Origin of the sequence: Microcella pacifica, assembly GCF_009371975.2 — a bacterium.
Lineage (GTDB): Bacteria > Actinomycetota > Actinomycetes > Actinomycetales > Microbacteriaceae > Microcella > Microcella pacifica.
The window spans coordinates 1-24091 of sequence record NZ_VIKT02000023.1 but is presented as its reverse complement, the minus strand read 5'-3'; the positions used below and the strand labels follow the sequence as shown (position 1 = coordinate 24091).

General features: G+C 70.6%; 21 protein-coding genes, 1 tRNA gene and 1 other RNA gene. 11 read left to right on the top strand and 12 right to left on the bottom strand.

Going from position 1 to position 24091, the window contains the following annotated elements:
* Nucleotides 1–5 precede the first annotated feature (5 nt).
* Nucleotides 6–1343 carry a type I glutamate--ammonia ligase gene (gene glnA, locus FK219_RS11560; RefSeq protein WP_152584074.1) on the bottom strand — a complete coding sequence of 446 codons (1338 nt, stop codon included), beginning with the start codon at nucleotides 1341–1343 and terminating at the stop codon, nucleotides 6–8.
* 57 nt (nucleotides 1344–1400) lie between these two features.
* Here glnA and FK219_RS11555 point away from each other — a divergent pair, with 57 nt between their 5' ends.
* Together FK219_RS11555 and panB are read left to right on the top strand one after the other, a co-directional pair.
* Nucleotides 1401–3134 carry an NAD+ synthase gene (locus FK219_RS11555; RefSeq protein WP_152584073.1) on the top strand — a complete coding sequence of 578 codons (1734 nt, stop codon included), beginning with the start codon at nucleotides 1401–1403 and terminating at the stop codon, nucleotides 3132–3134.
* 75 nt (nucleotides 3135–3209) lie between these two features.
* The gene (gene panB / locus FK219_RS11550; protein WP_152584072.1) at nucleotides 3210–4061 is read left to right on the top strand and encodes a 3-methyl-2-oxobutanoate hydroxymethyltransferase; all 852 of its coding nucleotides are present in this window, start codon (nucleotides 3210–3212) and stop codon (nucleotides 4059–4061) included.
* Nucleotides 4062–4153: 92 nt separating this feature from the next.
* On the opposite strand, the gene FK219_RS11545 is transcribed toward panB, so the two are convergent.
* Nucleotides 4154–4342, bottom strand: coding sequence for a methionine aminopeptidase (locus FK219_RS11545; RefSeq protein ID WP_152584071.1), 189 nt, complete (start codon nucleotides 4340–4342; stop codon nucleotides 4154–4156).
* Between the two features lie 33 nt (nucleotides 4343–4375).
* Between FK219_RS11545 and map the strand changes: the two genes are divergently transcribed.
* Both map and ppgK read left to right on the top strand, forming a co-directional pair.
* Nucleotides 4376–5242 carry a type I methionyl aminopeptidase gene (map, locus tag FK219_RS11540; protein ID WP_152584070.1) on the top strand — a complete coding sequence of 289 codons (867 nt, stop codon included), beginning with the start codon at nucleotides 4376–4378 and terminating at the stop codon, nucleotides 5240–5242.
* A 31-nt stretch (nucleotides 5243–5273) separates the two neighbouring features.
* Nucleotides 5274–6026: a polyphosphate--glucose phosphotransferase gene (ppgK, locus tag FK219_RS11535; protein WP_152584069.1), complete on the top strand. Its 753-nt coding sequence runs from the start codon at nucleotides 5274–5276 to the stop codon at nucleotides 6024–6026.
* Nucleotides 6027–6063: 37 nt separating this feature from the next.
* On the opposite strand, the gene FK219_RS11530 is transcribed toward ppgK, so the two are convergent.
* The 7 genes from FK219_RS11530 to FK219_RS14195 form a co-directional block, all read right to left on the bottom strand.
* Nucleotides 6064–7167, bottom strand: a complete 1104-nt coding sequence (locus FK219_RS11530) for a fatty acid desaturase family protein (RefSeq protein ID WP_152584068.1) — start codon at nucleotides 7165–7167, stop codon at nucleotides 6064–6066.
* A gap of 155 nt (nucleotides 7168–7322) precedes the next feature.
* An RNA gene (rnpB, locus tag FK219_RS11525) (RNase P RNA component class A) lies at nucleotides 7323–7705 on the bottom strand.
* Nucleotides 7706–7770: 65 nt separating this feature from the next.
* The gene (locus tag FK219_RS11520) at nucleotides 7771–8193 is read right to left on the bottom strand and encodes a reverse transcriptase-like protein (protein ID WP_152584067.1); all 423 of its coding nucleotides are present in this window, start codon (nucleotides 8191–8193) and stop codon (nucleotides 7771–7773) included.
* Complete coding sequence (locus tag FK219_RS11515; protein WP_152584066.1) at nucleotides 8190–8930, bottom strand: zinc ribbon domain-containing protein; 741 nt, start codon at nucleotides 8928–8930, stop codon at nucleotides 8190–8192. The genes FK219_RS11520 and FK219_RS11515 overlap by 4 nt, the downstream gene beginning before the upstream one ends.
* Nucleotides 8931–8934: 4 nt before the next feature.
* Complete coding sequence (locus tag FK219_RS11510) at nucleotides 8935–9792, bottom strand: Nif3-like dinuclear metal center hexameric protein (protein ID WP_152584065.1); 858 nt, start codon at nucleotides 9790–9792, stop codon at nucleotides 8935–8937.
* On the bottom strand, nucleotides 9789–12956 hold the full coding sequence (locus tag FK219_RS11505) for a cytosine permease (RefSeq protein WP_152584064.1): 3168 nt from the start codon (nucleotides 12954–12956) through the stop codon (nucleotides 9789–9791). Before FK219_RS11505 ends, FK219_RS11510 begins: the two co-directional genes overlap by 4 nt.
* 18 nt (nucleotides 12957–12974) lie before the next feature.
* The gene (locus tag FK219_RS14195) at nucleotides 12975–13865 is read right to left on the bottom strand and encodes a DMT family transporter (protein ID WP_210416821.1); all 891 of its coding nucleotides are present in this window, start codon (nucleotides 13863–13865) and stop codon (nucleotides 12975–12977) included.
* Nucleotides 13866–13914: 49 nt separating this feature from the next.
* Between FK219_RS14195 and FK219_RS11495 the strand changes: the two genes are divergently transcribed.
* Nucleotides 13915–14286, top strand: a complete 372-nt coding sequence (locus FK219_RS11495; RefSeq protein WP_152584063.1) for a hypothetical protein — start codon at nucleotides 13915–13917, stop codon at nucleotides 14284–14286.
* A 65-nt stretch (nucleotides 14287–14351) separates the two neighbouring features.
* Here FK219_RS11495 and FK219_RS11490 read toward each other — a convergent pair whose 3' ends face one another.
* Complete coding sequence (locus FK219_RS11490) at nucleotides 14352–15293, bottom strand: hypothetical protein (protein WP_152584062.1); 942 nt, start codon at nucleotides 15291–15293, stop codon at nucleotides 14352–14354.
* 93 nt (nucleotides 15294–15386) lie between these two features.
* Nucleotides 15387–15459 (bottom strand) — tRNA-Val (locus FK219_RS11485).
* Nucleotides 15460–15627: 168 nt separating this feature from the next.
* Here FK219_RS11485 and aceE point away from each other — a divergent pair.
* From aceE to FK219_RS11455, 6 genes are all read left to right on the top strand, one after another.
* Complete coding sequence (aceE, locus tag FK219_RS11480; protein ID WP_152584061.1) at nucleotides 15628–18354, top strand: pyruvate dehydrogenase (acetyl-transferring), homodimeric type; 2727 nt, start codon at nucleotides 15628–15630, stop codon at nucleotides 18352–18354.
* A gap of 73 nt (nucleotides 18355–18427) precedes the next feature.
* Complete coding sequence (locus tag FK219_RS11475) at nucleotides 18428–19603, top strand: PucR family transcriptional regulator (protein ID WP_152584083.1); 1176 nt, start codon at nucleotides 18428–18430, stop codon at nucleotides 19601–19603.
* A 112-nt stretch (nucleotides 19604–19715) separates the two neighbouring features.
* The gene (locus tag FK219_RS11470; RefSeq protein WP_152584060.1) at nucleotides 19716–20630 is read left to right on the top strand and encodes an ACP S-malonyltransferase; all 915 of its coding nucleotides are present in this window, start codon (nucleotides 19716–19718) and stop codon (nucleotides 20628–20630) included.
* Nucleotides 20627–21634, top strand: a complete 1008-nt coding sequence (locus tag FK219_RS11465) for a beta-ketoacyl-ACP synthase III (RefSeq protein WP_152584059.1) — start codon at nucleotides 20627–20629, stop codon at nucleotides 21632–21634. Before FK219_RS11470 ends, FK219_RS11465 begins: the two co-directional genes overlap by 4 nt.
* An 83-nt stretch (nucleotides 21635–21717) precedes the next feature.
* On the top strand, nucleotides 21718–21966 hold the full coding sequence (locus FK219_RS11460; RefSeq protein ID WP_152584058.1) for an acyl carrier protein: 249 nt from the start codon (nucleotides 21718–21720) through the stop codon (nucleotides 21964–21966).
* Between the two features lie 98 nt (nucleotides 21967–22064).
* Entirely contained in the window at nucleotides 22065–23297 is a 1233-nt protein-coding gene (locus FK219_RS11455) for a beta-ketoacyl-[acyl-carrier-protein] synthase family protein (protein ID WP_152584057.1), read from the top strand.
* Nucleotides 23298–23331: 34 nt separating this feature from the next.
* Here the strand turns inward: FK219_RS11455 and FK219_RS11450 are convergent, their stop codons facing one another.
* Nucleotides 23332–23841, bottom strand: coding sequence for a DUF3145 domain-containing protein (locus tag FK219_RS11450; RefSeq protein WP_152584056.1), 510 nt, complete (start codon nucleotides 23839–23841; stop codon nucleotides 23332–23334).
* Between the last annotated feature and the right edge of the window lie 250 nt (nucleotides 23842–24091).

Genomic DNA, 24091 nt, shown 5'->3' with positions numbered 1-24091 from the left:
CCCGATCACAGAATCGGCAGGTTGCTCTCGAGCTCGTACGGAGTCACCTGCAGCCGGTACTCGCGCCACTCGCGACGCTTGTTGAGCAGCACGTAGTTGAAGACCTGCTCGCCCAGCGTCTCCGCCACGAGCTCGCTCTCCTCCATGAGCCCGAGCGCGCGGTCGAGGCTCGAGGGCAGGGCCTTGTAGCCGAGCGCGCGGCGCTCAGACTCGCTGAGCTCCCACACGGTGTCCTCCGCCTCGGCGGGCAGGTCATAGCCCTCCTCGATGCCCTTGAGGCCGGCGGCGAGCAGCAGGGAGTACGCGAGGTAGGGGTTCGCGGCGGAGTCGACGCCGCGGTACTCGACGCGCGCGCTCTGCCCCTTGCCGGGCTTGTAGAGCGGCACGCGCATGAGGGCGGACCGGTTGTTGTGGCCCCACGTGACGTAGCTCGGCGCCTCGTCCCCACCCCAGATGCGCTTGTACGAGTTCACGTACTGGTTGGTCACCGCCGTGATCTCGGGAGCGTGCTGCAGGATGCCCGCGACGAACTGGCGGCCGATCTTGGAGAGCTGGTACTCCCCCGACGCGTCGAAGAAGGCGTTCGTGTCGCCCTCGAAGAGCGACATGTGGGTGTGCATGCCCGAGCCCGGCTGGTTCGCGAGCGGCTTCGGCATGAACGTCGCGTACACGCCCTGCTCGATCGCGACCTCCTTGACGACGGTGCGGAACGTCATGATGTTGTCGGCCGTCGTGAGCGCGTCGGCGTACCGCAGGTCGATCTCGTTCTGGCCGGGCCCCGCCTCGTGGTGGCTGAACTCCACAGAGATGCCGAGCTCCTCGAGCATGCGTACGGCGCTGCGGCGGAAGTCGTGGGCCGAGCCGCCCGGCACGTTGTCGAAGTAACCGGCCTGGTCGACCGGTTGAGGACCCTCGGGGCCGTACGAGGCGCTCTTGAGCAGGTAGAACTCGATCTCGGGGTGCGTGTAGAACGTGAACCCGCGATCGGCGGCTTTCGCGAGCGTGCGCTTGAGCACATTGCGCGGGTCGGCGGCGGCCGGCTGGCCGTCGGGGGTGGTGATGTCGCAGAACATGCGTGCCGTCGGGTCGACCTCGCCCCGCCACGGAAGGATCTGGAACGTCGTCGGGTCGGGGTGCGCGAGCACATCGGCCTCGAAGGCGCGCGTGAACCCCTCGATCGAGGAGCCGTCGATGCCGAGCCCCTCCGCAAAGGCGCCCTCCACCTCTGCGGGGGCGATCGCGACGCTCTTGAGAGCCCCCACGACGTCGGTGAACCAGAGCCTCACGAACTTGACGCCGCGCTCCTCGATCGTGCGGAGAACGAAGTCGCGCTGCTTGTCCATGCTGCCCTTTCGTGACGCTCAGAAAGACCGCTCCGGCCCACTATTAGGCTACTGGGTATGCCCCGACTCCGCTTGGCCCTGGCCCAGTCGAACCCCGTCGTCGGGGACCTTCTCGGCAACACCGAGCAGATCGTCGAGGCCGCGCGAGCGGCCGTGCGGCAGGGTGCGGACATCCTCGTGACCGGGGAGATGGCTCTCACCGGCTATCCGATCGAGGACCTCGCCTCCCGGCCGTCGTTCCTCGCCGCCGCGAGCCGCGCCGTGCCCGCCCTCGCCGAGCGACTGCAGGCGGAGGGCCTCGGCGATCTCGCCGTCGTCGTCGGCCACCCCGAGGGTCCCTTCGAGCCGCGCCTGCTCGGCACCTCGAACGCCCCGACCGCGATCGCGCAGAACTGCGCGAGCGTGCTGCAGGGCGGCACGGTGCTCGCCCGCTACGCGAAGCACCACCTGCCCAACTACTCGGTGTTCGACGAGTACCGGGTGTTCATCCCGGGCGACGAGCTGCTCGTCGTGCGGGTGCGCGGCGTCGACGTGGCCATCATCGTGTGCGAGGACCTGTGGCGCGACGGCGGCCCCGTCGGCCGCGTGCTCGAGGCCGACGCTGGCGTGCTCGTCGTGCTCAACGCGAGCCCTTTCGAGCGCGACAAGGACGAGGTGCGGCTGCCGCTCGTGACCCGGCGCGCGACCGAGACGGACACGGTCGTCGCCTACGTGAACATCGTCGGCGGTCAGGACGACCTCGTCTTCGACGGGGACAGCGTCGTGGTGGACGGCACGGGCCGCATCCTCGCCCGCGCTCCGCAGTTCGCCGAGCACCTTCTCGTCGTCGACGTGGATGCGGCCGAGGCCGCCCAGGCCGAGCTTCCCCCCGCGGTGCGGCGCGTCGAGCTCGCCGCGGCGGGCTCCCCCGACCGATCGCCGCTCGAGAGCGACATCGCCGAGCTCGCGGACGACCGCGAGCAGGTCTGGAACGCTCTCGTGGCCGGCACGCGCGACTACGTGCGCAAGAACGGCTTCCGCAGCGTGATCCTGGGCCTCTCGGGCGGCATCGACTCGAGCGTGTGCGCGGCGATCGCCGCCGACGCGATCGGCGCCGAGAACGTCTTCGGCGTCTCGATGCCCTCGCAGTGGAGCTCCGACCACTCCCGGTCTGACGCCGACGACCTCGCCGAGCGGCTCGGCATGCCCTACTCGGTCGAGCCCATCGCCCCGCTCGTGGAGCCCGTCGAGACGCAACTGCAGCTCGACGGCGTCGCGGCCGAGAACCTGCAGGCGCGCATTCGCGGCGTCATCCTCATGGGGCTCTCCAACATGCACGGGCACCTCGTGCTCACGACCGGCAACAAGACCGAGCTCGCGGTCGGCTACTCGACCATCTACGGCGACTCGGTCGGCGGGTTCGCGCCCATCAAGGACGTGCCGAAGCTGCTCGTGTGGGAGCTCGCGCGCTGGCGCAACGCGCACGCCGAGGCCCGGGGTGAGACCCCGCCGATCCCCCGCGGCTCGATCGAGAAGCCGCCGAGCGCCGAACTGCGGCCCGACCAGACCGACCAGGACACGCTGCCGCCGTACGAGGTGCTCGACGCGATCCTCGACGCCTATGTCACGCGCTCGCTCGGCCACGACGACGTCGTCGCGCTCGGCTTCGACCGCGAGACCGTCGACTTCGTCACACAGCTTGTCGACCGCGCCGAGTGGAAGCGGCGCCAGGGTGCGATCGGCCCGAAGATCTCGGGCATGGCGTTCGGCCGCGACCGGCGGCTGCCGATTACGTACCGACCGACCGAGTAGCTGTCTGTCGCGGCGGCCTGTCGACCCCCGCGCGTACAGACCGACCGAGTAGAGCCCGGGTCTAGGCTGGGCGGCATGGCTGACGCATCACCGAAGAGAGTCCGCACCCGCCACTTCGCCCGGGCGAAAGAGCAGGGCATCAAGATCACCGGCCTCACGTCGTACGACGTGCTCACCGCCCAGATCTTCGACGAGGCCGGCATCGACTTCCTGCTCGTCGGCGACTCGGCGGGCAACACCGTGCTCGGCTACGACACGACGCTGCCCGTCACGATCGACGACCTCATCCCCCTCACGCGCGGCGTCGTGAGCGGCGTCAAGCGCGCTCTCGTCGTCGCCGACATGCCCTTCGGATCGTACGAGACCGGGCCCGACGAGGCCCTGCACACGGCGTTCCGCTTCATGAAAGAGACGGGTGCGCACGCCGTGAAGCTCGAGGGCGGGGTGCGGTCTGCCGAGCAGATCCGCCGGATCGTCGAGGCGGGCATCCCCGTCATGGCGCACATCGGCTTCACGCCGCAGAGCGAGCACGGCCTCGGGGGCCACGTCATCCAGGGCCGTGGCGACGCTGCCGATCAGCTGCTCGCCGACGCGCACGCGGTCGAAGAAGCCGGCGCCTTCGCGGTCGTGCTCGAGATGGTGCCCGCGGAGGCCGCGCAGCGCGTGACGGCCGAGCTGAGCATCCCGACCATCTCTGTCGGGGGCGGCCCGCACTGCGACGGCCAGCTCGTCGTGTGGACCGACTGGGCGGGGCTCGCCGGTGGCCGCATTCCGAAGTTCGTCAAGCAGTACGCGAACCTGCGGCAGGTACTCACGGATGCCGCTCTCGCGTACAAGGCGGACGTCGAGTCGGGCACCTACCCCGACGAGCAGCACAGCTACAGCGACACGACCGCCGAGCAGGCGCTCCAAGAGCGCGCCAACTAGCCCACGGTGCGCAGAGCGGCCCAGATTCGCCGCAAAGTGGGTCGTGAGCCGAACTCAAGCGCCCATTCGCGCCAGATCTGGCACGACGCGGGCTAGTGCTCGCGCTCGGCCTCCTCCGCGGCCCACGCGCGGGCGCGCTCGGCGGCGATCTCGGGGGCGCGGCGCGCCTCGGCCTCGGTCGCGTAGGGGCCGTCGCGCTCGGAACCGAGCGACTGCTTGCCCTGCTCCACCTCGCCCGTCTTGTGGTTGTACCACCACTGTTGCTCGTCGCCGTGCGCCACGATGCTCTCCTCACGATCGGTAGACTCCAACCTATGCCCCGCGACAGTTCCGGTCACCTCGTCGCCGGGCGACTCTCAGCCCCGCGCGCGGTGCCCCCGAGCATCCCGCGCCCCGAGTACGTCGGCAAGGCCGAGCCGAGCCCGCACGTGGGCGGAGACGTCTACGACGCCGAGACGATCGAGCGCATCCGCGCTGCAGGGCGCATCGCGGCTGGCGCGATCGAGGCGGCGGGCGCGGCCATCGCGCCGGGCGTCACGACCGACGAACTCGACCGCGTCGCCCACGAGTTCATGCTCGACCACGGCGCCTACCCCTCGACCCTCGGCTACCGCGGCTACCCGAAGTCGTGCTGCACGAGCCTCAACGAGGTCATCTGCCACGGCATCCCCGACGACACCGTCATCGCCGAGGGTGACCTCGTGAACATCGACGTGACGGCGTTCAAGGACGGCGTGCATGGCGACCTGAACCGCTCGTTCCTGGTCGGCGAGGCGAGCGAGGATGCCCGGCTGCTCGTCGAGCGCACCGAGGAGGCTCTGCGGCGCGGCATCAAGGCGGTGGCTCCCGGGCGTCAGATCAACGTCATCGGCCGCGCGATCGAGGCCTACGCCAAGCGCTTCGGCTACGGCGTCGTGCGCGACTTCACCGGGCACGGCGTGGGGCGCTCGTTCCACAGCGGCCTCATCGTGCCGCACTACGACGCCGCGCCCCAGTACGCGACCGTGATGGAGCCCGGCATGGTCTTCACGATCGAGCCCATGCTCACCCTCGGCACGATCGAGTGGGACCTGTGGGCTGACGACTGGACGGTCACGACCAAGGACAAGCAGTTGACGGCGCAGTTCGAGCACACGCTCGTCGTCACCGAGCGCGGCGCGGAGATCCTCACACTGCTGTGAGGCCCGCCGCACCGACCGAAGGAGCCCCACCATGAGCCACGCGATCGGCATCGACATCGGCGGCACCGGCATCAAGGGAGCCCTCGTCGACCTCGACTCCGGTGAGCTCGCGAGCGACCGCGTCAAGCGCTCGACGCCGGAGAACGGCGAACCGGCCGGCATCATCGAGACGGTGCGCGAGATCGTGCACGAGCTCGAAGCGGAACTCGACGGCGCCGACGCTGCGCACCTCGGCGTCTGCTTCCCGGCGATCGTGCTCGAGGGGCGCACCATGTCGGCCGCCAACGTGAGCGACGCCTGGATCGGCCTCGATGCCGACAGCGCCTTCGGGGAAGCCCTGGGGCGCGACATCCACTTCGTCAATGATGCGGATGCGGCCGGGTTCGCCGAGGCGAGGTTCGGCGCCGCCCGCGACGTGCGCGGGCTCGTGATCATGACCACTCTCGGCACGGGCATCGGCAGCGCGCTCATCCACCGCGGCACTCTCATACCGAACAGCGAGCTCGGTCACCTCGAGATCGACGGCGCAGACGCCGAGAGTCGCGCGGCGAACTCCGCGCGCGAGCGGGAGGAGCTGAGCTTCGCTGAGTGGGCGGAGCGCCTGCAGCGCTTCTACAGCCACGTCGAGTTCCTCTTCTCGCCGAGCCTCTTCGTCGTCGGCGGTGGTATCTCGAAGAGTCACGAGGAATTCCTGCCCCTGCTCGACCTGCGCGCCCCGATCGTGCCCGCCGAGCTGCGCAACAACGCGGGCATCATCGGCGCTGCGGCCCTCGCCGCCGACTAGTCCGACGCGGGCGGGCGCTGGGGCGTACGTGCGGTCGTCATGTGCGGCGGAAGCGGTTCACCATGGGGCAGTCGAACGGGTCGCGCGCGGCGAGACCGACCTCGTTGAGGTAGCGGATGACGATGCGGTACGACTCGAAGATGCCCGCCTCGGTGTAGGGGATGCCGAGCGTGCGCGAGTGCTCGCGCACGATCTGCGCCGCGTGCCGCAGCGCGGGGCGGGGCATGTTCGGGAAGAGGTGGTGCTCGATCTGGTAGTTGAGGCCACCGAACATCGCCGTCGACCACCATCCGCCGCGCAGGTTGCGCGAGGTCATGACCTGGCGCGTGAGGAAGTCGAGGTCGGTGTCGGCGGGGAGAATCGGCATGCCCTTGTGATTGGGCGCGAAGGAGGCGCCCATGTAGACGCCGAAGACGGCGAGCTGCACGCCCAGGAAGGCAAATGCCATGCCCAGCGGCAGGGCCCAGAAGACAACGGCGATGTAGAGGCTCAAGCGCGCTGTGATGAGCCCGAGCTCGAGGAAGCGACCCTCGACGCGTCCGCGGTCAAAGAGCGTGATGATGGAGCGCAGGTGGAGGTTGATGCCCTCGAGTGTGAGCAGCGGGAAGAACAGATAGCCCTGCTTGCGGGTGATGAGCGCCATCGCACCCGTCGACTTCGCCGCATCCTCCGGCATGAACGTGATCGTGTCGGGAGCGATGTCGGGGTCGGCGCCCTTTTGGTTGGGCTTCGCGTGGTGACGCGAGTGCTTGTGCATCCACCAGTGGTAGCTGATGCCCACGACGCCAGCGGCGAGGATGCGGCCGAGTCGATCGTTGGCGACACCCGACGTGAAGATCTGCCGGTGCGAGGCCTCGTGGGTGACGAAGGCGATCTGCGTGAGGACGAGACCGAGGCCCGCCGCGATGAGGAGCTGGTACCAGCTGTCGCCGAGCAGCACGAAGCCCGTGATGAGGCCGCCGAGCGCGAGGGCGAGACCCGCGAACACCGCGTAGTAGAAGCCACGGCGTCGACGCAGCAGACCGCTGTCGCGCACGGTGCGCATGAGCGAACTGTACGTGCTCGTGGGCCCCACGGAACCAGGGTCGCGCGGAGACGTGCGACGGATGGTGCCGGTAGCGGACGAGGAGGAATTGGTCATGACGGCCTTAGGAGTCGAAACGCGACTTCCCAGCCGACAGAAGAACGGGCGGTTGCCCGGTGGATGCTGTTCACCCTAGGTGCCGAACCTTGGCGTTTCATGCCGCTATCGGCGTGTTGTACATGCCGATTAGGGCATGTGGGGTGTGCATGGGGCAAGTGGGTCGGCCGATACGCCGGGTTCTGTTCCAGGGATCTCTCCCCTTCGACGGCCATCTCTCTCGGGGCGACGTTGCCGGCGCCCTCTAGCGGTCTACCCGACACCTCAGCGAGCAGCTTCATCGGTGTCTGTCTGACCTTGCTCCGGGCGAGGTTTACCCAGCGAGCCCGATCACTCGGGCCCCTGGTGGTCTCTTACACCACCGTTTCACCCTTACCGTCGGCCGAAGCCGGCGGCGGTCTGCTCTCTGTTGCACTGTTCTCGCGGATTTCTCCGGGTGGGAGTTACCCACCGCCCTGCTCTGCGGAGCCCGGACGTTCCTCGGCGGAGTCGTTCCCCTCACGGGGCGTGCCTCCGACGCGACCGTCTGGCCGGCCCACTTGCGCTCCCAGGCTACCGCGCGCGGGATGCTCGCCGCGGGTATCCCCTCGATCGGGGCCGCGCTCAGCGCTCGAACGAGGCCTGAGCGTCCATCGCGTCGTTCGCGCACTTGTCGGCGCGCGAGTTCTGAAGCCGCGGCACCCACTCGAAACGCACGGGCGTGCCGGCGAGCACCTGCCGCGCTTCGGCGGCGAGCTCGGCCATGGCGGGGTGCTTGATCTTCCAGCGGCCCATCATCTGCTCGACGACGAGCTTGGAGTCCATGCGAATCGTGAGCTCAGCATCCGGAGCGATCGCGAGAGCCCGGCGCACGCCGGCGAGCATCCCCGAGTACTCGGCCACGTTGTTGGTCGCCGTGCCGACCCAGATGCCCACCTCGGCGAGCACCTCGCCGCTCGCCGGATCGATCACGACGGCCCCACCTGCGGCTGGCCCCGGGTTGCCGCGCGAGCCGCCGTCGGCCTCGACGAGCAGCTCTCGTGTCACAGGCCCGACTCCCCGGTGCGCACGAGGATCGCGTTCGAGTCCGGGCACATGACGACCTCGTCGGGAGCCGCGGCGCGCACGGTCTCCAGATCGCTCCCCGTGAGCTCGACCCCGCTCGCGCTCGAGACGCGGGCGCGCAGATGCGAGGCCCCCACGCCGTAGCGCTCGCGCTGCTTCTCGTAGAGGGCGAGAAGATCATCGGGGATGCTCGCCGAGAGAGTCTCGCGCTGCGCGAGCACCCCGGCCCGCTCCTCGCGGAGCGCCGCCAGCGCGGCGTGGTAGGCCTCCTGCGCGGCGGAGAGACGCGCGGCGTGGTCCCGATGCTGGGACTCGGCGGCCTCGACCGTAAGCTCGAGAACCTCGACGCGCTCCATGACGGCGAGCTGGATCTCCTCGAGGTCGTTCAGCCTCGTGCGCAGCGAGGCGACCTCGTGCTCGAGCCCCTGGATGTCTTTGACGGAAGAGCTCGACTGCAGTCGCTCGGTATCGCGCGCGATGCGCTTCTCGACGAGGTCGACGTCGGACTCCACGCGACCCAGCTCGGTGCGGGAATCGTCGAGGTCGCCGCGCGCATCGACGAGCGTCGCGCGCACTGACTCGGATTCCGCGGTGATGGCCGTGAGGGTCTCGTGCTCGGGAAGGGTCTTCTCGCGGTGCGCGAGCTGCTGCAGGTGAGTATCGAGAGCTTGCAGGTCGAGCAGGAGCGCCTGCATCTCGGGGGGTGCGGTGAGGGCCATGTGACTACTGAACCACAACGAACTCCCACGGGTCGGTGCGCAGCTCGCTCACGACCACGTCCACACCCGGGAGCGCCTCGCGAAGCTCCGCGGCGGCGGTGTCGAGCCACAGCCACTCGCTCGCCCAATGGGAGACGTCGATGAGCGCGGGCCCCCCGGCGACGCGGGCGGTCTCGAGCGCCTCGCTCGCAGGATGGTGCCGCAGGTCGGAGGTGATGTAGACGTCGCTCTCGCGCACGGCCGGTTCGGCGAGCAGGGAGTCGCCTGCCCCTCCGCACAGGGCGACGCGCGAGACGCGGCGGTCGTACTCGCCGCCGACACGCACGCCCCCCGCCGTCGCCGGCAGCAGCTGCGCGAGCGTGCGCGCGAGCTCACCGAGCGTCGTCGTCTCGGGCAGGTTGCCGGTGCGGCCGAGTCCGGTGACCCTGTGCCCGTCACCACCGTGCCCGTCACCGCCATGGCCGTTGCTGGTGGGGCGCTCGGCGATCGCCGCGACCTCGCTCAGGTGCAGCAGCTCGGCGAGGCGGCCGCTCGTGCCCGTCTCGACGACGTCCGCGTTCGTATGGGCGGCGACGAGGGCGCACTCGCCGCGGATGAGCCGCGCGAGCATCGCGCCCTTCGCCGTGGACTCCGCGACCGTCGTCACGCCGCGCATGAGCAGCGGGTGGTGCACGAGCAGAAGGTCGTAGTCGCCCTCGATGGCCTCATCGACGGTCGCGGCCACGGCATCCACCGCGAGCAGTATGCGTGAGACACCCGCAGCAGGATCGCCGCTCAGGAGGCCGGGCGCATCCCACTCCTCTGTGCCGCGTGCGGGCCACAAGCGCTCGATCACCTCGAGCACATGCTGCAGCGTCGTCACGGGGCGCGCTCCGCACCGGTGACGATCATCGAGGTCGTCCCCGTCGCGGTCGCCTCCCCCGCGTGCTCCCCCGCGCCGTCGCCGGCGAGGCTCGCCTGCGGCAGCGTTATGCCGGATGCAGCGCGCTCCGCGCGCTGGATTCGGAGCAGGCCCGGTACTCCCGCGACGAGCGGCGTGAGCAGCCCGAGCCCGAGGGCCACCGCGACGCCCAGGTCGCTCGACACGAGCGCGTCGTCCGCCGACAGCTCGACGACGCCCCACAGGTAGCCCTGCCACTGCAGCCCCACCACCGTCGCGGTCGTGAAGCCCCACCCGACGGCGGTCGCGACCAGGAGCATGACGAGGTTCACCCAGCGGATCGCCGGGTACATGCCGCCCGAGCGCAATAGCGACGGCGCGTGAAGGCGGCCGGAGCGGGTCGCCGCGCGGAGGCTGATTTCCGCCCCGAAGATGCCGGCCCACGCCGCGATCGGCACGGCGAGGGTCGTGAGCACATCGCGGAACAGACTGTCGAGGTCGGTCACGACGAGCAGCAGCGCGGCGAGGAGGGCGCCCGACACGACGACGGTGACGAGCACGGCCATGGGGCGCGACAGTCGCGCGCCGAGGGACTGCATCGCGAACCCGCCCGAGTACAGGGCGAGTGCGGCGGCGGCGATGAGGCTCAGCGCGACCGCCGCGATGAGCGGCGCCGGGTACCAGAGGGGCAGCAGTCGCGAGATCAGGTCGATCGGGTTCGACGCGAGGCCCTCGGCGATGAACGGGTTCGAGGCGGCGAGCACGGTGCCCCACCCGATGAGCAGGAAGGAGGGGATCGTCGCCCCGAACGTCGCCCACAGCACGGCTGCGGTGCCGCTCGTGCCCTTCGCCTGGTAGCGCGCGACGTCGCCGCTGCCGTGCGCCCACGCGAGCCCGACGACGCTGAACACGAGGATCGCGCCCGTCGCGAGCAGAGCCCAGGGTCCGTCCGCGACGGAGAGCGCCAGATCGAGATCGACGTACTCGACCGTCAGCAGGATGATGCCCACGACGAGGATGCCCGCGAGCACGCTCACGACGGCGCTCACGACCGCGATCATGCCGAACCCGAATCCGGCGATGAGCGCCGCGAGGATGAGGGCGAGACCCGCAGCGATGAGGGAGAGCTCCAGTCGCCCGAGCGCCGTCACGACCTCACCGCCGACCAGGACCTCCGCGACACCCGCGGCGAGCATCCAGAGCAGGGCCGACGCCCACAGGGCGCGGCTCACGAGGGCGACGAGCGCGGGCACGACATTGCCCGCCATGCCGAAGGTCGCGCGGGAGACGACCATCGTCGGCTGACCGCTCCACTTGCTCGCGAGGGTGCCGAGACCCAGCGGCAGGAACGACATGGCGACACCGATGAGCGTCGCGAGGATCGCCTGCCGGAGGCTCATGCCGAGCGAGAAGACGACCGCGCCGAGGCCGATGCTCACGACGGAGGAGTTGACCGCGAACCACAGCCAGAACAGGCGCACTGAGGCGCCCGCGCGCTGCTCGGCCGGTGTCGGTTCGAGACCCGTCGGCTCGACGCGCGTGGCCGGGGGCGAGGTCGGCTCGATCGCGTCCGACCGCAGGGCGGCCTCCGCGGGAGGAACCGTGGTCGCCGTGGCGGCCACGGCAGCGCTCGCCTCGGCCACTCGAAGGCCCGGGGCGGTGTCGAGCTCGGGGTCGGACTCGCGCAGCAGATCCTCGAAGCCGAGGGCGGTCGCCGGGTCGGCGTCGCTCGTGACGGGCTCCTCGACCCGCGGATCCTCGACGGCGGTCTCGGGCGACGACTCGCCGGTCTCCGGCGCGCTCTCATCGGCCGTCGGTTCGACGTTCTCGGAGGCCACGGCCGCTCCGAAGATCGCCTCGAGACTCGTCGGCCCCGTGAGCACCTCGGGGTCGAGGGACCCCGGCGCCGAAGTCTCGGGCTCCACGAGTGGCGGAGGGGCATCGTCGTCGACCGCAGCCGACGGGGGCGGCGGCACGTCGGCTGCGGACGCGCCGTAGGGCGGCGGGGCATCCGCGAGCGCGAGGTCGAGCTCGGGGCCGCTCTGCGGCGCCGGTACCGGCTCCACCGATGCGGGAGCGGCCGGAGCCTCCTCCGAGGGCGTCGGCGCGGGCTCTGCCGCCGGGGCGGAAGCGTGACGCTCCGACGATTCGTGGTCTGTCGGGGCAGGCTCGGGCGGCAGTGGCACTGGCGGGGCAGGCTCGGCGGCACGCGGCGGGGCGGTGACGCCGCCGACGACAGGTATCGACCCCGTGAACTGTGCACGCACCTCGGCGACGAGCGGTTCGGCCTCCGGGCCGGCAGTCTCGCGCACCTGGCGCTCCCACTCCCCCAGTCGGGCCACCTCGGCCTCGCGCAGAGTGAGCTGCTGCTCGAGGAGGTCGAGGAGTGCGCTCGTGTCGTGGTCGGGAGAATCGAGGTCGGCGGCGGCAAGCAACTGCTCGTCGGTCATCGACTCGCGGCGGGGCGGAGCGGGGATGCTCGGGGCCGAGGAGCCCGGCCCATCAGGCGCGGGCGCGGCGTCCGCGGGCGCGCCCGCCATCGGCGATGCCGCCGGCTGCTGCGGCGCGGCGGGAGGCACGGGCTCTGCGGGTACGGCGCGCGACGGCGAGTAAGTTGGCGCGCTGTGCGGGGCGGTCGCCGCGGGCTCGTCGCTCGGCTGCTCCGCACCGGGAGAGGTGGGCGGGGCAGGCTGCGCGGGAGGAGCCGACCACCAGGTGGAGGCCGCGGGCGGTGACGGCTCCGCCGGTGCCGGCTCGGTCGGCGCGCGATACGCGGGAGGCGGCGGTGCGGACTCGACCGGCGCGGCCTCGACAGGGGTTGACTCGACAGGGGTTGACTCGACCGGGGTTGACTCGACCGGGGTTGACTCCACGGGCGCGGACTCCGAGGGGAGCGGTGCCGATGTCGAGGGTGCCGCTGCCGGGGACTCCGATGCGTGGCCCGACTCCGGCGTGCTCTCTGAGCGGCGCGGCGGCGGCGTCCACCGACGGAACTCCTGCGCGAGCGCGCCCGCGAGCGCGTCGTCGTCGGTCGCGCTCGCGTCGTACTGGGCGTCAGTGGGGGGCGGCGTGTACGTCGAGCGCCGGGGTCCGGGTGGCTCCATCGACGTCGCGTCGTCCTCGGGCGGCTGCTGCTCGTCGACCATGCCCCGATGATAGGGCGGTCAGGCCATCTGTCGCGGGTGACGAGCCGTAGAGAGCACAGTTACCCCGACGAGGATGAGGGCGAGCCCCATCCACCCCGCCGCCTCGAGCCGCTCGCCCACGACGGCGACCGCGAGCAGAGTCGCGACGAGGGGCTCGAGCAGCGTCACGACGGTCACGGTCGAGCTGCGCAACTCGCGCAGGCTGCGAGCGAAGAGCACGTAGGCGAGGAACATGGGGCCCACGGCGAGGTACACCGCGATGCCGGCATTGGCGACTGTGGCGACCAACGGCGCCGCCGTGACGAGCATGACGACGGAGAGCGGCACAGCGGCGAGACCGAACGCCGCTCCCATCGTCGCGCGCCCGCCGTGCCCCGCGCGCACGATGACTCCAGCCGAGTAGGTGAAGAGCGCATAGCCCGCCCCGGCGGCGAGCCCCAGCAGCACGCCGAGCGGCACGGTCGCCGGGTCGACGACAGAGCCCGCGCCGTGACCCCCTCCCACGAGCAGGGCGACCCCCACGAGCGCGACCGCCGTGCTGAGCATCCAGCGCAGCGTCAACCTCTGACGGTCGACGCGCCATTCCAGCAGTGCCGCGAAGAGCGGGCCCGAGCCGAGGGAGACGACGTTGCCCATCGCGACGCCCGCGAGATCCATGGCCGCGTAGAAGGTCAGCGGGTAGACCACCATGCCGGCGGCCGCCGCGAGAAGCCAACCGCGGTGCGAACGGTCGCGCACGACCGCGAGGGAGGAGCGCGCGGAGGTCGCGAACAGGAGCGCTCCGCCCAGGGTCATCGTCGTCGCGCCGATCGCCAGCGGGCTGACACCCCCCGTCAGGAACGTCGCCGAGGTTCCCGTGGTGCCCCACAGCACGGAGGCGAGCACGAGCGCCCCGATCGCTGCCGCCACCGCCCAGCCTCCCCCGCGTGCTCAGGGCGGGCCGGGTTATCGTGTGGCCATGACCGAGAGCGAACTTCTCACGCACTGGGCGAGCGCCCGGTGGCACATCATCATCTCGCAGATCGCCCCGACGCTGCTGCTGACGGCGACGGTCGGGATGCTCGCCGTGGGCCTCGGCGACTCCGACCTGCCCGTGCGCCTCGCGGCGGCCGGCATCCTGCTCGCCTCCGGCCTGCTCGGCGCCGCGGCCCAGATCGCCGCGGCCAACGAGGGTCGCGCGGTCGTGACCGAGTTGCGCGCGCTCGAGAGCCGCTCGGCGATCGCCGACCGCATCATCGCGACGTCGCGCGGCATCGAGATCGTGCGCGTCGTCGGGCCCGCGGTGTTCGTGCTCGTCTTCGTCGCGTTGATCTGGGCGCTGTTCCTCTAAATCGCGGCAGGCCCGCCGTGCGTGCGTCGGCATGCTCGGCCGGGTCTCAGCCTGGTGCGGCGCCCTCAGCCTGCGGGCGTGGGGCGGTAGGCCGCGACCATGAGCTCTCCGCGCGCCTCGGCCATGCGATCGAGGAGTTCGTCCGCCGCGCGCGCCGAGACCCCCGGCACGACGAGGTCGTACGGCCCGAGCGCACGCAGGGGGCGGCAGCGCATCCGGATGACGACCCAGCCCACCTCGGCGAGCAGCCTGTCCTTGCGCCGGTCCACGCGCTCGCGCTCCCCGACGTGCTCGTCGGCCGCGCGCCCGATCGTGTCGAACTCGACGGCGATCGCGAGCTCGGGCAGCACGAGATCTGGCCAGACTTCGAGCTTGCCGAAGAACGGGGTACGCACTCGCACGGCGTTGGGGCTCAAGTCGACGTCGAGTCGCTCGGCCACGAGCGTCCGCAGCCGCTCCTGAGCCGCCGACGACGCACGCGACGCCGCCCCGCTCACGAACGCCTCGCCCGGCGCTACCTCCCCCGCCGACCTCCACAACTCAGGAGTTCGTGCGGCCGGGACATGCGCGACACGCCGACGTGAGGGGCGAGGACCCTGTACTTCCGGGGCCGCGACAAGGCCGCCCGCCTCGCCGACTCCTGAATTGTGGAGGTCGAGGTGCGGGGCGGGGCGCGGGATGCCGGGGGGCCACTTGGGCGCGGGCGGCAAGGCGGAGGGGGTCGCGCACACGGGGCACCACGAGCGGCGGGAACGCGCCGGGCGGGCGCGCTGCTCGGCGGGCGTCGCGACGAAGTCGTGCCCGATGCCGCACACCCACAGCAGCCACACGTCGGCAGCGGGCGGGATCTGGCTCAGCATGAGCTCGTGATTGCGGTCGGGGTGGAACTGATCGACGAGTCTCGGGAAGGCGGCCCACGCATCCCGGAATTCTCCGATCGGATGCGGCACGTAGCGCCCCGTCACCCACTGACGGCGCGCCCACCACTGCTCCGCACTCACCGGCACGCGTCCACGCTAAACGCAGGCCCCGACACCGCGGCGGCGAACCGTGACGCGAAGGGCGCGGACGCGACCGCGCACGAGCGGGGGTATCGAGCGTGGGCCCTGACGGACTCGAACCGCCGACATCCTCGGTGTAAACGAGGCGCTCTACCAACTGAGCTAAGAGCCCGACGACGAGAATGCTACTGCTCCGAGGGCCGCCGCGCCTCACGCCGACCGGTCACGGGAGGTGCAGGTGGGCATGACTAGACTCGATCACGCTCGAAACGGTCTCCCGCCGCAACCCGGTGGTGACGACTGACGACACACTCTGTCTACCACCAGGAAGAGGTCAAGGGTGACGGTCAACGACCAGGATCCGTACTCGGTCAAGCACACAGACTCCGATCCGGAGGAGACCAGCGAATGGAATGAGTCGCTCGACGCGGTCGTTCAGGCTCGCGGTCCGCAGCGAGGGCGCGAGATCATGCTCAGCCTCCTCAAGCGCTCGAAGGAGCTGCACCTCGGCGTGCCGATGGTGCCGACGACGGACTACCTCAACACGATCGCCCCCGAGAACGAGCCGGCCTTCCCGGGTGACGAGGAGATCGAGCGCCGCTACCGCGCGTGGATCCGCTGGAACGCCGCGATCACCGTGCACCGTGCCCAGCGGCCGAACATCGCCGTCGGCGGTCACATCTCCACCTACGCGTCGAGCGCGGCGCTGTACGAGGTCGGGCACAACCACTTCTTCCGCGGCGCCGAGCACCCCACGGGCGGCGACCAGATCTTCTACCAGGGCCACGCCTCCCCCGGCATGTACGCGCGCGCCTACCTCGAGGGCCGCCTCACGACGGACCAGCTCGACGGTTTCCGTCAGGAGAAGTCGCACCCTAGCGGCGGCCTCTCGAGCTACCCGCACCCGCGTCTCATGCCGACGTTCTGGCAGTTCCCGACCGTGTCGATGGGCCTGGGCCCGATTAACGCCATCTACCAGGCGCAGCTCAACAAGTACGTCACCAATCGCGGCATCGCCGAGGCCGACGACTCGCAGGTCTGGGCCTTCCTCGGTGACGGCGAGATGGACGAGGTCGAGAGCCGGGGTGCGCTGCAACTCGCTGCGAACGACGGCCTCGACAACCTCAATTTCATCATCAACTGCAACCTGCAGCGTCTCGACGGCCCGGTGCGCGGCAACGGCAAGATCATCCAGGAGCTCGAGAGCTTCTTCCGCGGTGCCGGATGGAACGTCATCAAGGTCATCTGGGGTCGAGAGTGGGATGCCCTGCTCGCGAACGACCACGAGGGCGCGTTGCGCGACCTCATGAACCGCACCCCCGACGGCGACTACCAGACGTACAAGGCCGAGTCGGGTGCGTTCATCCGCGAGCACTTCTTCGGGCGCGACCCGCGCACGGCGGCGATGGTCGAGCACATGAGCGACGACGAGATCTGGAACCTCAAGCGCGGCGGCCACGACTACCGCAAGGTCTATGCGGCGTTCAAGGCTGCGAGCGAGCACACCGGCCAGCCGACGGTCATCCTCGCGAAGACCGTCAAGGGCTACGGCCTCGGCCCGAGCTTCGAGGGCCGCAACGCGACGCACCAGATGAAGAAGCTCACGCTCGACAACCTCAAGCAGTTCCGCGACGAGATGCGCATCCCGATCACCGACGCCGAGCTCGAGAAGGACCCGTACCAGCCGCCCTACTACCACCCCGGCAACGACGACCCGGCGATCCAGTACCTGCACGAGCGCCGGCGCGAGCTCGGCGGCTTCGTGCCCGAGCGCCGCACGAAGTACACGCAGATCTCGCTCCCCGACGAGAAGACGTACGACATCGTGAAGAAGGGCTCGGGCAAGCAGGAGATCGCCACGACGATGGCCTTCGCGCGACTGCTCAAGGACCTCCTGCGGTCGAAGGACTTCGGTCACCGCATCGTGCCGATCATTCCGGATGAGGCGCGCACCTTCGGTATGGACGCCTACTTCCCGTCCTCGAAGATCTACAACCCGGCCGGCCAGCACTACACGAGCGTCGACCGCGAGCAGCTGCTCGCCTACAAGGAGAGCCCGCAGGGCCAGATTCTGCACACGGGCATCAATGAGGCGGGCGCGGTCGCGGCCTTCACGGCCGTCGGGACGAGCTACGCGACGCACGGCGAGCCGCTCATCCCGGTCTACGTCTTCTACTCGATGTTCGGCTTCCAGCGCACGGGCGACGCCTTCTGGGCGGCGGGCGACCAGATGGCGCGCGGCTTCGTCATCGGTGCGACCGCGGGTCGCACGACGCTGACCGGAGAGGGCCTCCAGCACGCTGACGGGCACTCGCCGCTGCTGGCGAGCACCAACCCGGCCGTCGTGTCCTACGACCCCGCGTTCGGTTTCGAGCTCGGCCACATCGTCAAGGCGGGCCTGGAGCGCATGTACGGCGGCGAGCACCCCGACCCGAACGTCATGTACTACCTCACGGTGTACAACGAGCCGCAGGTGCAGCCCGCCGAGCCCGAGAACCTCGACGTCGACGGCGTGCTGCGCGGGCTCTACCTGTACCGGCGCGCCGAGAACATTGGCCCGAAGGCGCAGTTGCTCGCCTCAGGCGTCGCGGTGCCGTGGGCGCTCGAGGCCCAGCAGCTGCTCGCCGACGACTGGAACGTCTCCGCCGATGTGTGGAGCGTCACGTCGTGGACCGAACTGCGTCGCGACGGCCTCGCCGCGGAGGAGCACAACTTCCTGCAGCCCGGCGAACGCCCGCGGGTGCCCTACGTGACGCAGAAGCTCGAGTCAGCCGAGGGCCCCGTCGTCGCGGTGAGCGACTTCATGCACGCGGTTCCCGATCAGATTCGGCAGTTCGTGCCGGGCGATTTCGCCACGCTCGGCGCCGACGGCTTCGGCTTCAGCGACACGCGGCCCGCCGCGCGGCGCTTCTTCACGATCGACGGGCCGTCGGTCGTCGTCCGCACCCTGCAGCAGCTCGCGCGGCGCGGCGTCGTCGACCCCGCGGTCGTGGGGCAGGCGATCGAGCGATACCGACTGCACGACGTCACCGCCGGCACCACGGGCGCGGCGGGCGGCGACGCCTGACGCACGCGGCAGCACCGGGTCGCGCGCTCCGGCGCGCGCCCGGTACTCGAGGAAAGGGGTGCACGTGGCCTCGATGACGAAGGCTCAGACGCTCACCTGGTTGCGCAACATCTCGGGCGACCTCGCGTCGGAGACGCTCAGGCAGCTCGACGACACACTGCCCTGGTACGGCACGATGCCACCGAGCCGACGCTCCGCCGTCGGGCTCGTCGCGCAAGCGGGCATCACCTCCTTCATCAGCTGGTACGACGACCCGAGCTCGCAGCCCTGGATCGCCGCGGATGTCTTCGATGCCGCGCCGCGCGAACTGCTCCGCTCGGTGAGCCTCCAGCAGACCTTGCAGCTCATCCGCGTCGTGGTCGAGGTCGTCGAGGAGCGCGTCAAGGGCCGCGATGAGAGCGTGCGCGAGGCGATACTGCTGTACAGCCGCGAGATCGCTTTCGCCGCCGCGGACGTCTACGCGCGCGCCGCGGAGGCGCGCGGACTCTGGGATGCCCGGCTCGAGGCCCTCGTCGTCGACTCGATCCTCAGCGGCGAGTACGACAACGAGTTGCCCAGCCGCATCGCCGCCCTTGGCTGGAACGGCCACGGCGAGGTGTGCGTGCTCGTCGGCACGACACCGCGCATCGTCGACGTCGACCAGGTTCGTCGCGTGGCGCGCCACGTGGACGCCGACGTGCTCATCGGAGTGCAGGGCAATCGCCTCGTCGTCGTCATCGGCCGCGCGACGCCGCGCGGAGAAGACGGCACCGATACCCCGCCCACTCACACCTTCGCTCAGATCGCCGAAGCGCTCGAGCCCAGTTTCGGAGAAGGTCACCTCGTGCTCGGCCCCGAGGTGCCCGACGTCGTCGAGGCCGGCAAGAGCGCCAAGGCCGCCCTCGCCGGATTCGCCGTCGCGCGCTCGTGGCGCAACGCTCCGCGCCCCACCCACGCCGACGATCTGCTACCTGAACGTGCTCTCGCGGGCGACCCGATCGCCCGCCGCACCCTCATCGACCGCATCTACACGCCGCTCAAGAACCACAACGTCGAGCTGCTCGCGACCCTCTGGGCGTACCTCGACAACGGTCGCAGTCTGGAGGCGACGGCGCGCGAGCTGTTCGTGCACCCCAACACGGTCCGCTACCGCCTCAAGCGCATCAGCGAGGTCATCGGTTGGGATGCGACGGGGTCGCGGGAGGCGCTCATCCTGCAGTGCGCCCTCATCGTCGGCTCGATCGCGGAGCCAGGAGGGCCCCGGCGCTGAGTCGCCGTGACCCTCGCCGCGTGCCACTGTAGAGACCGGACAACACCGTGACGACTTTGTTCACGACCTCCACCAGCACCCGACCGCAACCCCCTTTGGGAGGATGGAACTCATGATCGTCGTCGTCGCCCCCGGCCAGGGCTCGCAGTCCCCCGGCTTCCTCGCACCCTGGCTCGAAGACCCCGCTCACCGCGCGACCCTCGACCGCTACTCCGCCGCGACCGGCCTCGATCTCGCCGCGCACGGTACGGAGTCCGACGCCGACACCATCCGCGACACGGCCGTCGCCCAGCCCCTCATCGTCGCCGCGAGCCTGCTGAGCGCCTCCGCTCTGCTCGACGGCCGCCGCGACCGCGTCGGCGCGGTCGCGGGTCACTCCGTCGGCGAGTTCGCCGCCGCCGCCCTCGCGGGGGTGCTCTCGGAGGAGGACGCCCTGCGCCTGGTCCGCGAGCGCGGGCTCGCGATGGCCGACGCCGCCGCTCTCGTGCCCACGGGCATGAGCGCCGTCATCGGAGGCGACGCCGACGCCCTCGCAGCGCGCATCACCGAACTCGGTCTCGAAGCAGCAAACGTCAACGGCGGCGGCCAGACCGTCGTCGCGGGCGAGCTCGCGAACCTCGAGGCCCTCGCCGCCGACCCCGTGCCCGGCACCCGCGTCATCCCGCTCCAGGTCGCCGGCGCCTTCCACACGAGCTACATGGGCGACGCCGTGGAGCGCGTGCGCACGGCAGCCGACGGCATCGCGGTCGGCGACCCCGGCATCCGCCTCTACACGAACCGCGACGGGAGCGTCGTCGAGACCGGCGCGGCCTTCCTCGACCTCCTCATCGGGCAGATCTCCTCGCCCGTGCGGTGGGACTCCTGCATGGAGTCGATGGCGGCCGACAGCGTCACCGGCATCATCGAGCTGCTGCCCGGCGGAGCCCTCACGGGTCTCGCGAAGCGCGGGCTGCGCGGCGTGCCGAGCGTCGCCATCAAGACCCCCGACGACCTTCCCGCCGCGATCGAGATGCTGGAGAACGCATGAGCCCCGCGAGTCTGACCCAGTCCACGGGCGTGCCGTACACGCGCATCCACGCTGTCGGCGCGGCACGCGGCGACGTCATCGTGCCCAACGACGACATCGTCGGGCCCATCGAGTCCTCCGACGAGTGGATTCGCCAGCGCACCGGTGTCATCACGCGCACCCGAGCGAGCGCGAACGTGCAGGCGGTCGATCTCGCCGAGGCCGCCTCGCGCGAGGCGATCGACAAGGCCGGCATCAGCCCGAGCGACATCGGCGCGGTCATCGTCTCGACCATCAGCAACACCGTGCAGACGCCCTCCCTGGCCTCGCTCCTCACCGAGCGCATCGGGGCGACCCCGGCGCCCGCCTACGACGTCTCCGCCGCGTGCGCCGGCTACGCCTACGGCATCGCGCAAGCGGATGCCCTCATCCGCGCCGGCGCGGCTCGCTACGTGCTCGTGGTCGGCGCCGAGAAGCTCAGCGACTTCGCCAAGCCCACCGATCGCACCATCTCCTTCCTGCTCGGGGACGGCGCCGGAGCTGCGATCGTCGGGCCCGCGGACGAGCCCGGAATCGGGGCGACCGTCTGGGGTTCCGACGGCTCCAAGTGGGATGCAGTCGGCATGGACCGCCCCCTCAAGGAGGCCTTCGACGACCCCGACGGCGAGTACCCCACCCTGCGTCAGGAAGGCCAGACCGTCTTCCGCTGGGCCGTGTGGGAGATGGCCAAGGTCGCCAAGCAGGCCCTCGACGCCGCGGGAGTGACGGCCGAGGACCTCGCCGCCTTCATTCCGCACCAGGCGAACATGCGCATCATCGATGAGTTCGCCAAGCAGCTCGCACTGCCCGAGCACGTCGTCGTCGGGCGAGACATCGCCACGACCGGCAACACGTCGGCGGCGTCGATACCGCTCGCGACGCATCGGCTGCTCGCCGAGCATCCCGAACTGAGCGGGGGCCTCGCCCTGCAGATCGGCTTCGGAGCCGGCCTCGTCTTCGGAGCCCAAGTGGTGCGCTTGCCCTAGCCCCGCGCGGCCTCCCCCGACCCCGACCGCGCCCCGCCCTAGGATGGGAGGCGGTCATACACACCCCCATAGGAGACAACACCATGGCACTGTCCACCGAAGAAGTTCTCGCCGGCCTCGCCGAGCTCATCAATGACGAGACCGGAATCTCGACCGACTCGGTCGCTCTCGACAAGTCGTTCACCGACGACCTCGACATCGACTCGATCTCGATGATGACGATCGTCGTCAACGCGGAAGAGAAGTTCGACGTCAAGATCCCCGACGAAGAGGTCAAGAACCTCAAGACCGTCGGTGACGCCGTCACCTACATCGTGGGCGCCCAGGGCTGACCTGACCCGCGAGTGCGCGCCGATGCCGGGGCCGCAGCGCCCCGGCGCCGCCCCGGCATCGGCGCACACACCCGAACCACCTGCAGAGAGTTGACGCTATGACCACCATCGTCGTCACCGGAATCGGTGCCACCTCCCCGCTCGGCGGGACCGCCCGCGACAGCTGGGATGCCCTGCTGCGCGGCGAATCCGGCGTGCGCACGCTCGAGCACGACTGGGTCGCCCAGCACGAGCTGCCCGTGACCTTCGCCGCAGAAGCCGCCGTGCGCCCCTCCGAGGTGCTCGAGCGCCAGGAGATCAAGAGACTCGACCCCTCCGCCCAATTCGCGCTCATCGCCGCGCGCGAAGCCTGGGCCGACGCGGGTACCCCCGACATCGACCCCGAGCGCATCCTCGTCGACTATGCGACCGGCATCGGCGGCCTGTGGACGCTTCTCGAGGCCTGGGACGTGCTCAAGGAGAAGGGCCCGCGCCGGGTCCTGCCCATGACGATCCCCATGCTCATGCCCAACGCCGCCGCGGCCGCGATCAGCATGGGCCTCGGCGCCCGTGCCGGCGCGCGCACGGTCGTCTCCGCGTGCGCCTCGGGCACCGAGGCGATCGCGAACGCCTACGAGCACCTCCAGCTCGGCCTCGCCGATGTCGTCGTCGCCGGCGGCACCGAAGCGGTCGTGCATCCCCTGCCCATCGCCGCCTTCGCCGCCATGCAGGCGCTCTCCCGCCGCAACGACGACCCCGCCGCAGCCTCGCGGCCGTACGACGTCGACCGCGACGGCTTCGTGCTCGGCGAGGGCGCCGCGGCGCTCGTGCTTGAGACGAAGGAGCACGCGCTCGCTCGTGGCGCTCGCATCTACGCCGAGCTCGCGGGCGGCTCCGTGACCTCCGACTCGTTCCACATCACCGCGCCCGACCCCGAGGGTTCGGGGGCAGCGCGCGCCGTCATCGCCGCTCTCGAGCAGGCCGGTGCCACGCCCGACGACGTGTCGCACATCAACGCGCACGCGACCTCGACGCCTGTGGGCGACATCGCGGAATACGCCGCGCTGGAGCGCGTCTTCGGCGACCGGGTGCACTCGATCCCCGTGTCGGCGACGAAGGCCGCCACCGGGCACCTGCTCGGCGGGACCGGCGCTCTCGAGGCGGTCTTCACGATCCTGGCGCTGCAGGAGCGCACCGCTCCCCCGACGATCAACGTCGACAACCAGGACGAGCGCATTCCGCTCGACGTCGTCACGTCACCGCGCGCGCTCGGCGACGGGCCGTTGCTCGCCCTGTCGAACTCGTTCGGCTTCGGCGGCCACAACTCGGTCGTCGCGTTCCGCAGCGTCTGACGCGCGGGTTGGCGGGCGCGGGGCGCAGGGCCGGTCAGCCGGCGCGGTGGCGCAGCCAGACGACTCGGCTGCCCTCGTCGCCGGCGTGGCGGAACGCCTCGAGCTCGTCGTCCCACGCCTGACCCAGCGCCAGGCGCAGTTCGCGGTGCAGCTCGAGGGCGTTGCTGCCGGCGACCTCCATCGCGTACCGCACGCGGTCTTCGGGAATGACGGTGTTGCCCGCGGCATCCGTCTGGGCGAAGAAGATGCCGAGGTCGGGCGTGTGCATCCAGCGGCCCCCGTCGGAGCCGAGCGCAGCATCCTCGGTCACCTCGAAGCGCAAGTGCTCCCAGCCGCGCAGCGCGCTCGCGATCTTGGCCCCGCTGCCCGCCTCGCCCTCCCAGACGAACTCGGCGCGCTGGGTGCCGGGGAGGACGGGCTGGTCGATCCAGTCGAAGTTGACAGCGCGGTCGATGGCGCGACCTGCGGCCCACTCGATGTGGGGGCAGAGCGCGCGGGGAGCGGAGTGCACGAACAGCACTCCGCGAGCCGATGCAGTAGCCACAGTTCACTCCGTTTCGTTCAGGTGCGACTTCCCCATCGACCTGGCTCGGAGTGAGCGTGCAGCGTATTCGGTTGGAACGGTTGCCCGTCAGCGCCCATTATCCACCCAGCACGCCAGAAATCACAAGAGTGCGACGTGCCTCACGAAGAATGCCCGCGAGTGGGTTCCCGTGCCTCAGATAAGAATGCCCGCGAATGGCGGGCATTATCCGAGGTATGGGAAGCAGGTTGTCGATGGCTGCGCGAGCAGA

Coding starts and splice junctions, on each gene's coding strand:
- glnA (WP_152584074.1), bottom strand. CDS start 1,343: ATGGACAAGCAGCGCGACTTCGTTCTCCGCACGATCGAGGAGCGCGGC.
- FK219_RS11555 (WP_152584073.1), top strand. CDS start 1,401: ATGCCCCGACTCCGCTTGGCCCTGGCCCAGTCGAACCCCGTCGTCGGG.
- panB (WP_152584072.1), top strand. CDS start 3,210: ATGGCTGACGCATCACCGAAGAGAGTCCGCACCCGCCACTTCGCCCGG.
- map (WP_152584070.1), top strand. CDS start 4,376: ATGCCCCGCGACAGTTCCGGTCACCTCGTCGCCGGGCGACTCTCAGCC.
- ppgK (WP_152584069.1), top strand. CDS start 5,274: ATGAGCCACGCGATCGGCATCGACATCGGCGGCACCGGCATCAAGGGA.
- FK219_RS11530 (WP_152584068.1), bottom strand. CDS start 7,167: ATGACCAATTCCTCCTCGTCCGCTACCGGCACCATCCGTCGCACGTCT.
- FK219_RS11515 (WP_152584066.1), bottom strand. CDS start 8,930: ATGGCCCTCACCGCACCCCCCGAGATGCAGGCGCTCCTGCTCGACCTG.
- FK219_RS11505 (WP_152584064.1), bottom strand. CDS start 12,956: ATGGTCGACGAGCAGCAGCCGCCCGAGGACGACGCGACGTCGATGGAG.
- FK219_RS11495 (WP_152584063.1), top strand. CDS start 13,915: ATGACCGAGAGCGAACTTCTCACGCACTGGGCGAGCGCCCGGTGGCAC.
- FK219_RS11475 (WP_152584083.1), top strand. CDS start 18,428: ATGACGAAGGCTCAGACGCTCACCTGGTTGCGCAACATCTCGGGCGAC.
- FK219_RS11470 (WP_152584060.1), top strand. CDS start 19,716: ATGATCGTCGTCGTCGCCCCCGGCCAGGGCTCGCAGTCCCCCGGCTTC.
- FK219_RS11465 (WP_152584059.1), top strand. CDS start 20,627: ATGAGCCCCGCGAGTCTGACCCAGTCCACGGGCGTGCCGTACACGCGC.
- FK219_RS11460 (WP_152584058.1), top strand. CDS start 21,718: ATGGCACTGTCCACCGAAGAAGTTCTCGCCGGCCTCGCCGAGCTCATC.
- FK219_RS11455 (WP_152584057.1), top strand. CDS start 22,065: ATGACCACCATCGTCGTCACCGGAATCGGTGCCACCTCCCCGCTCGGC.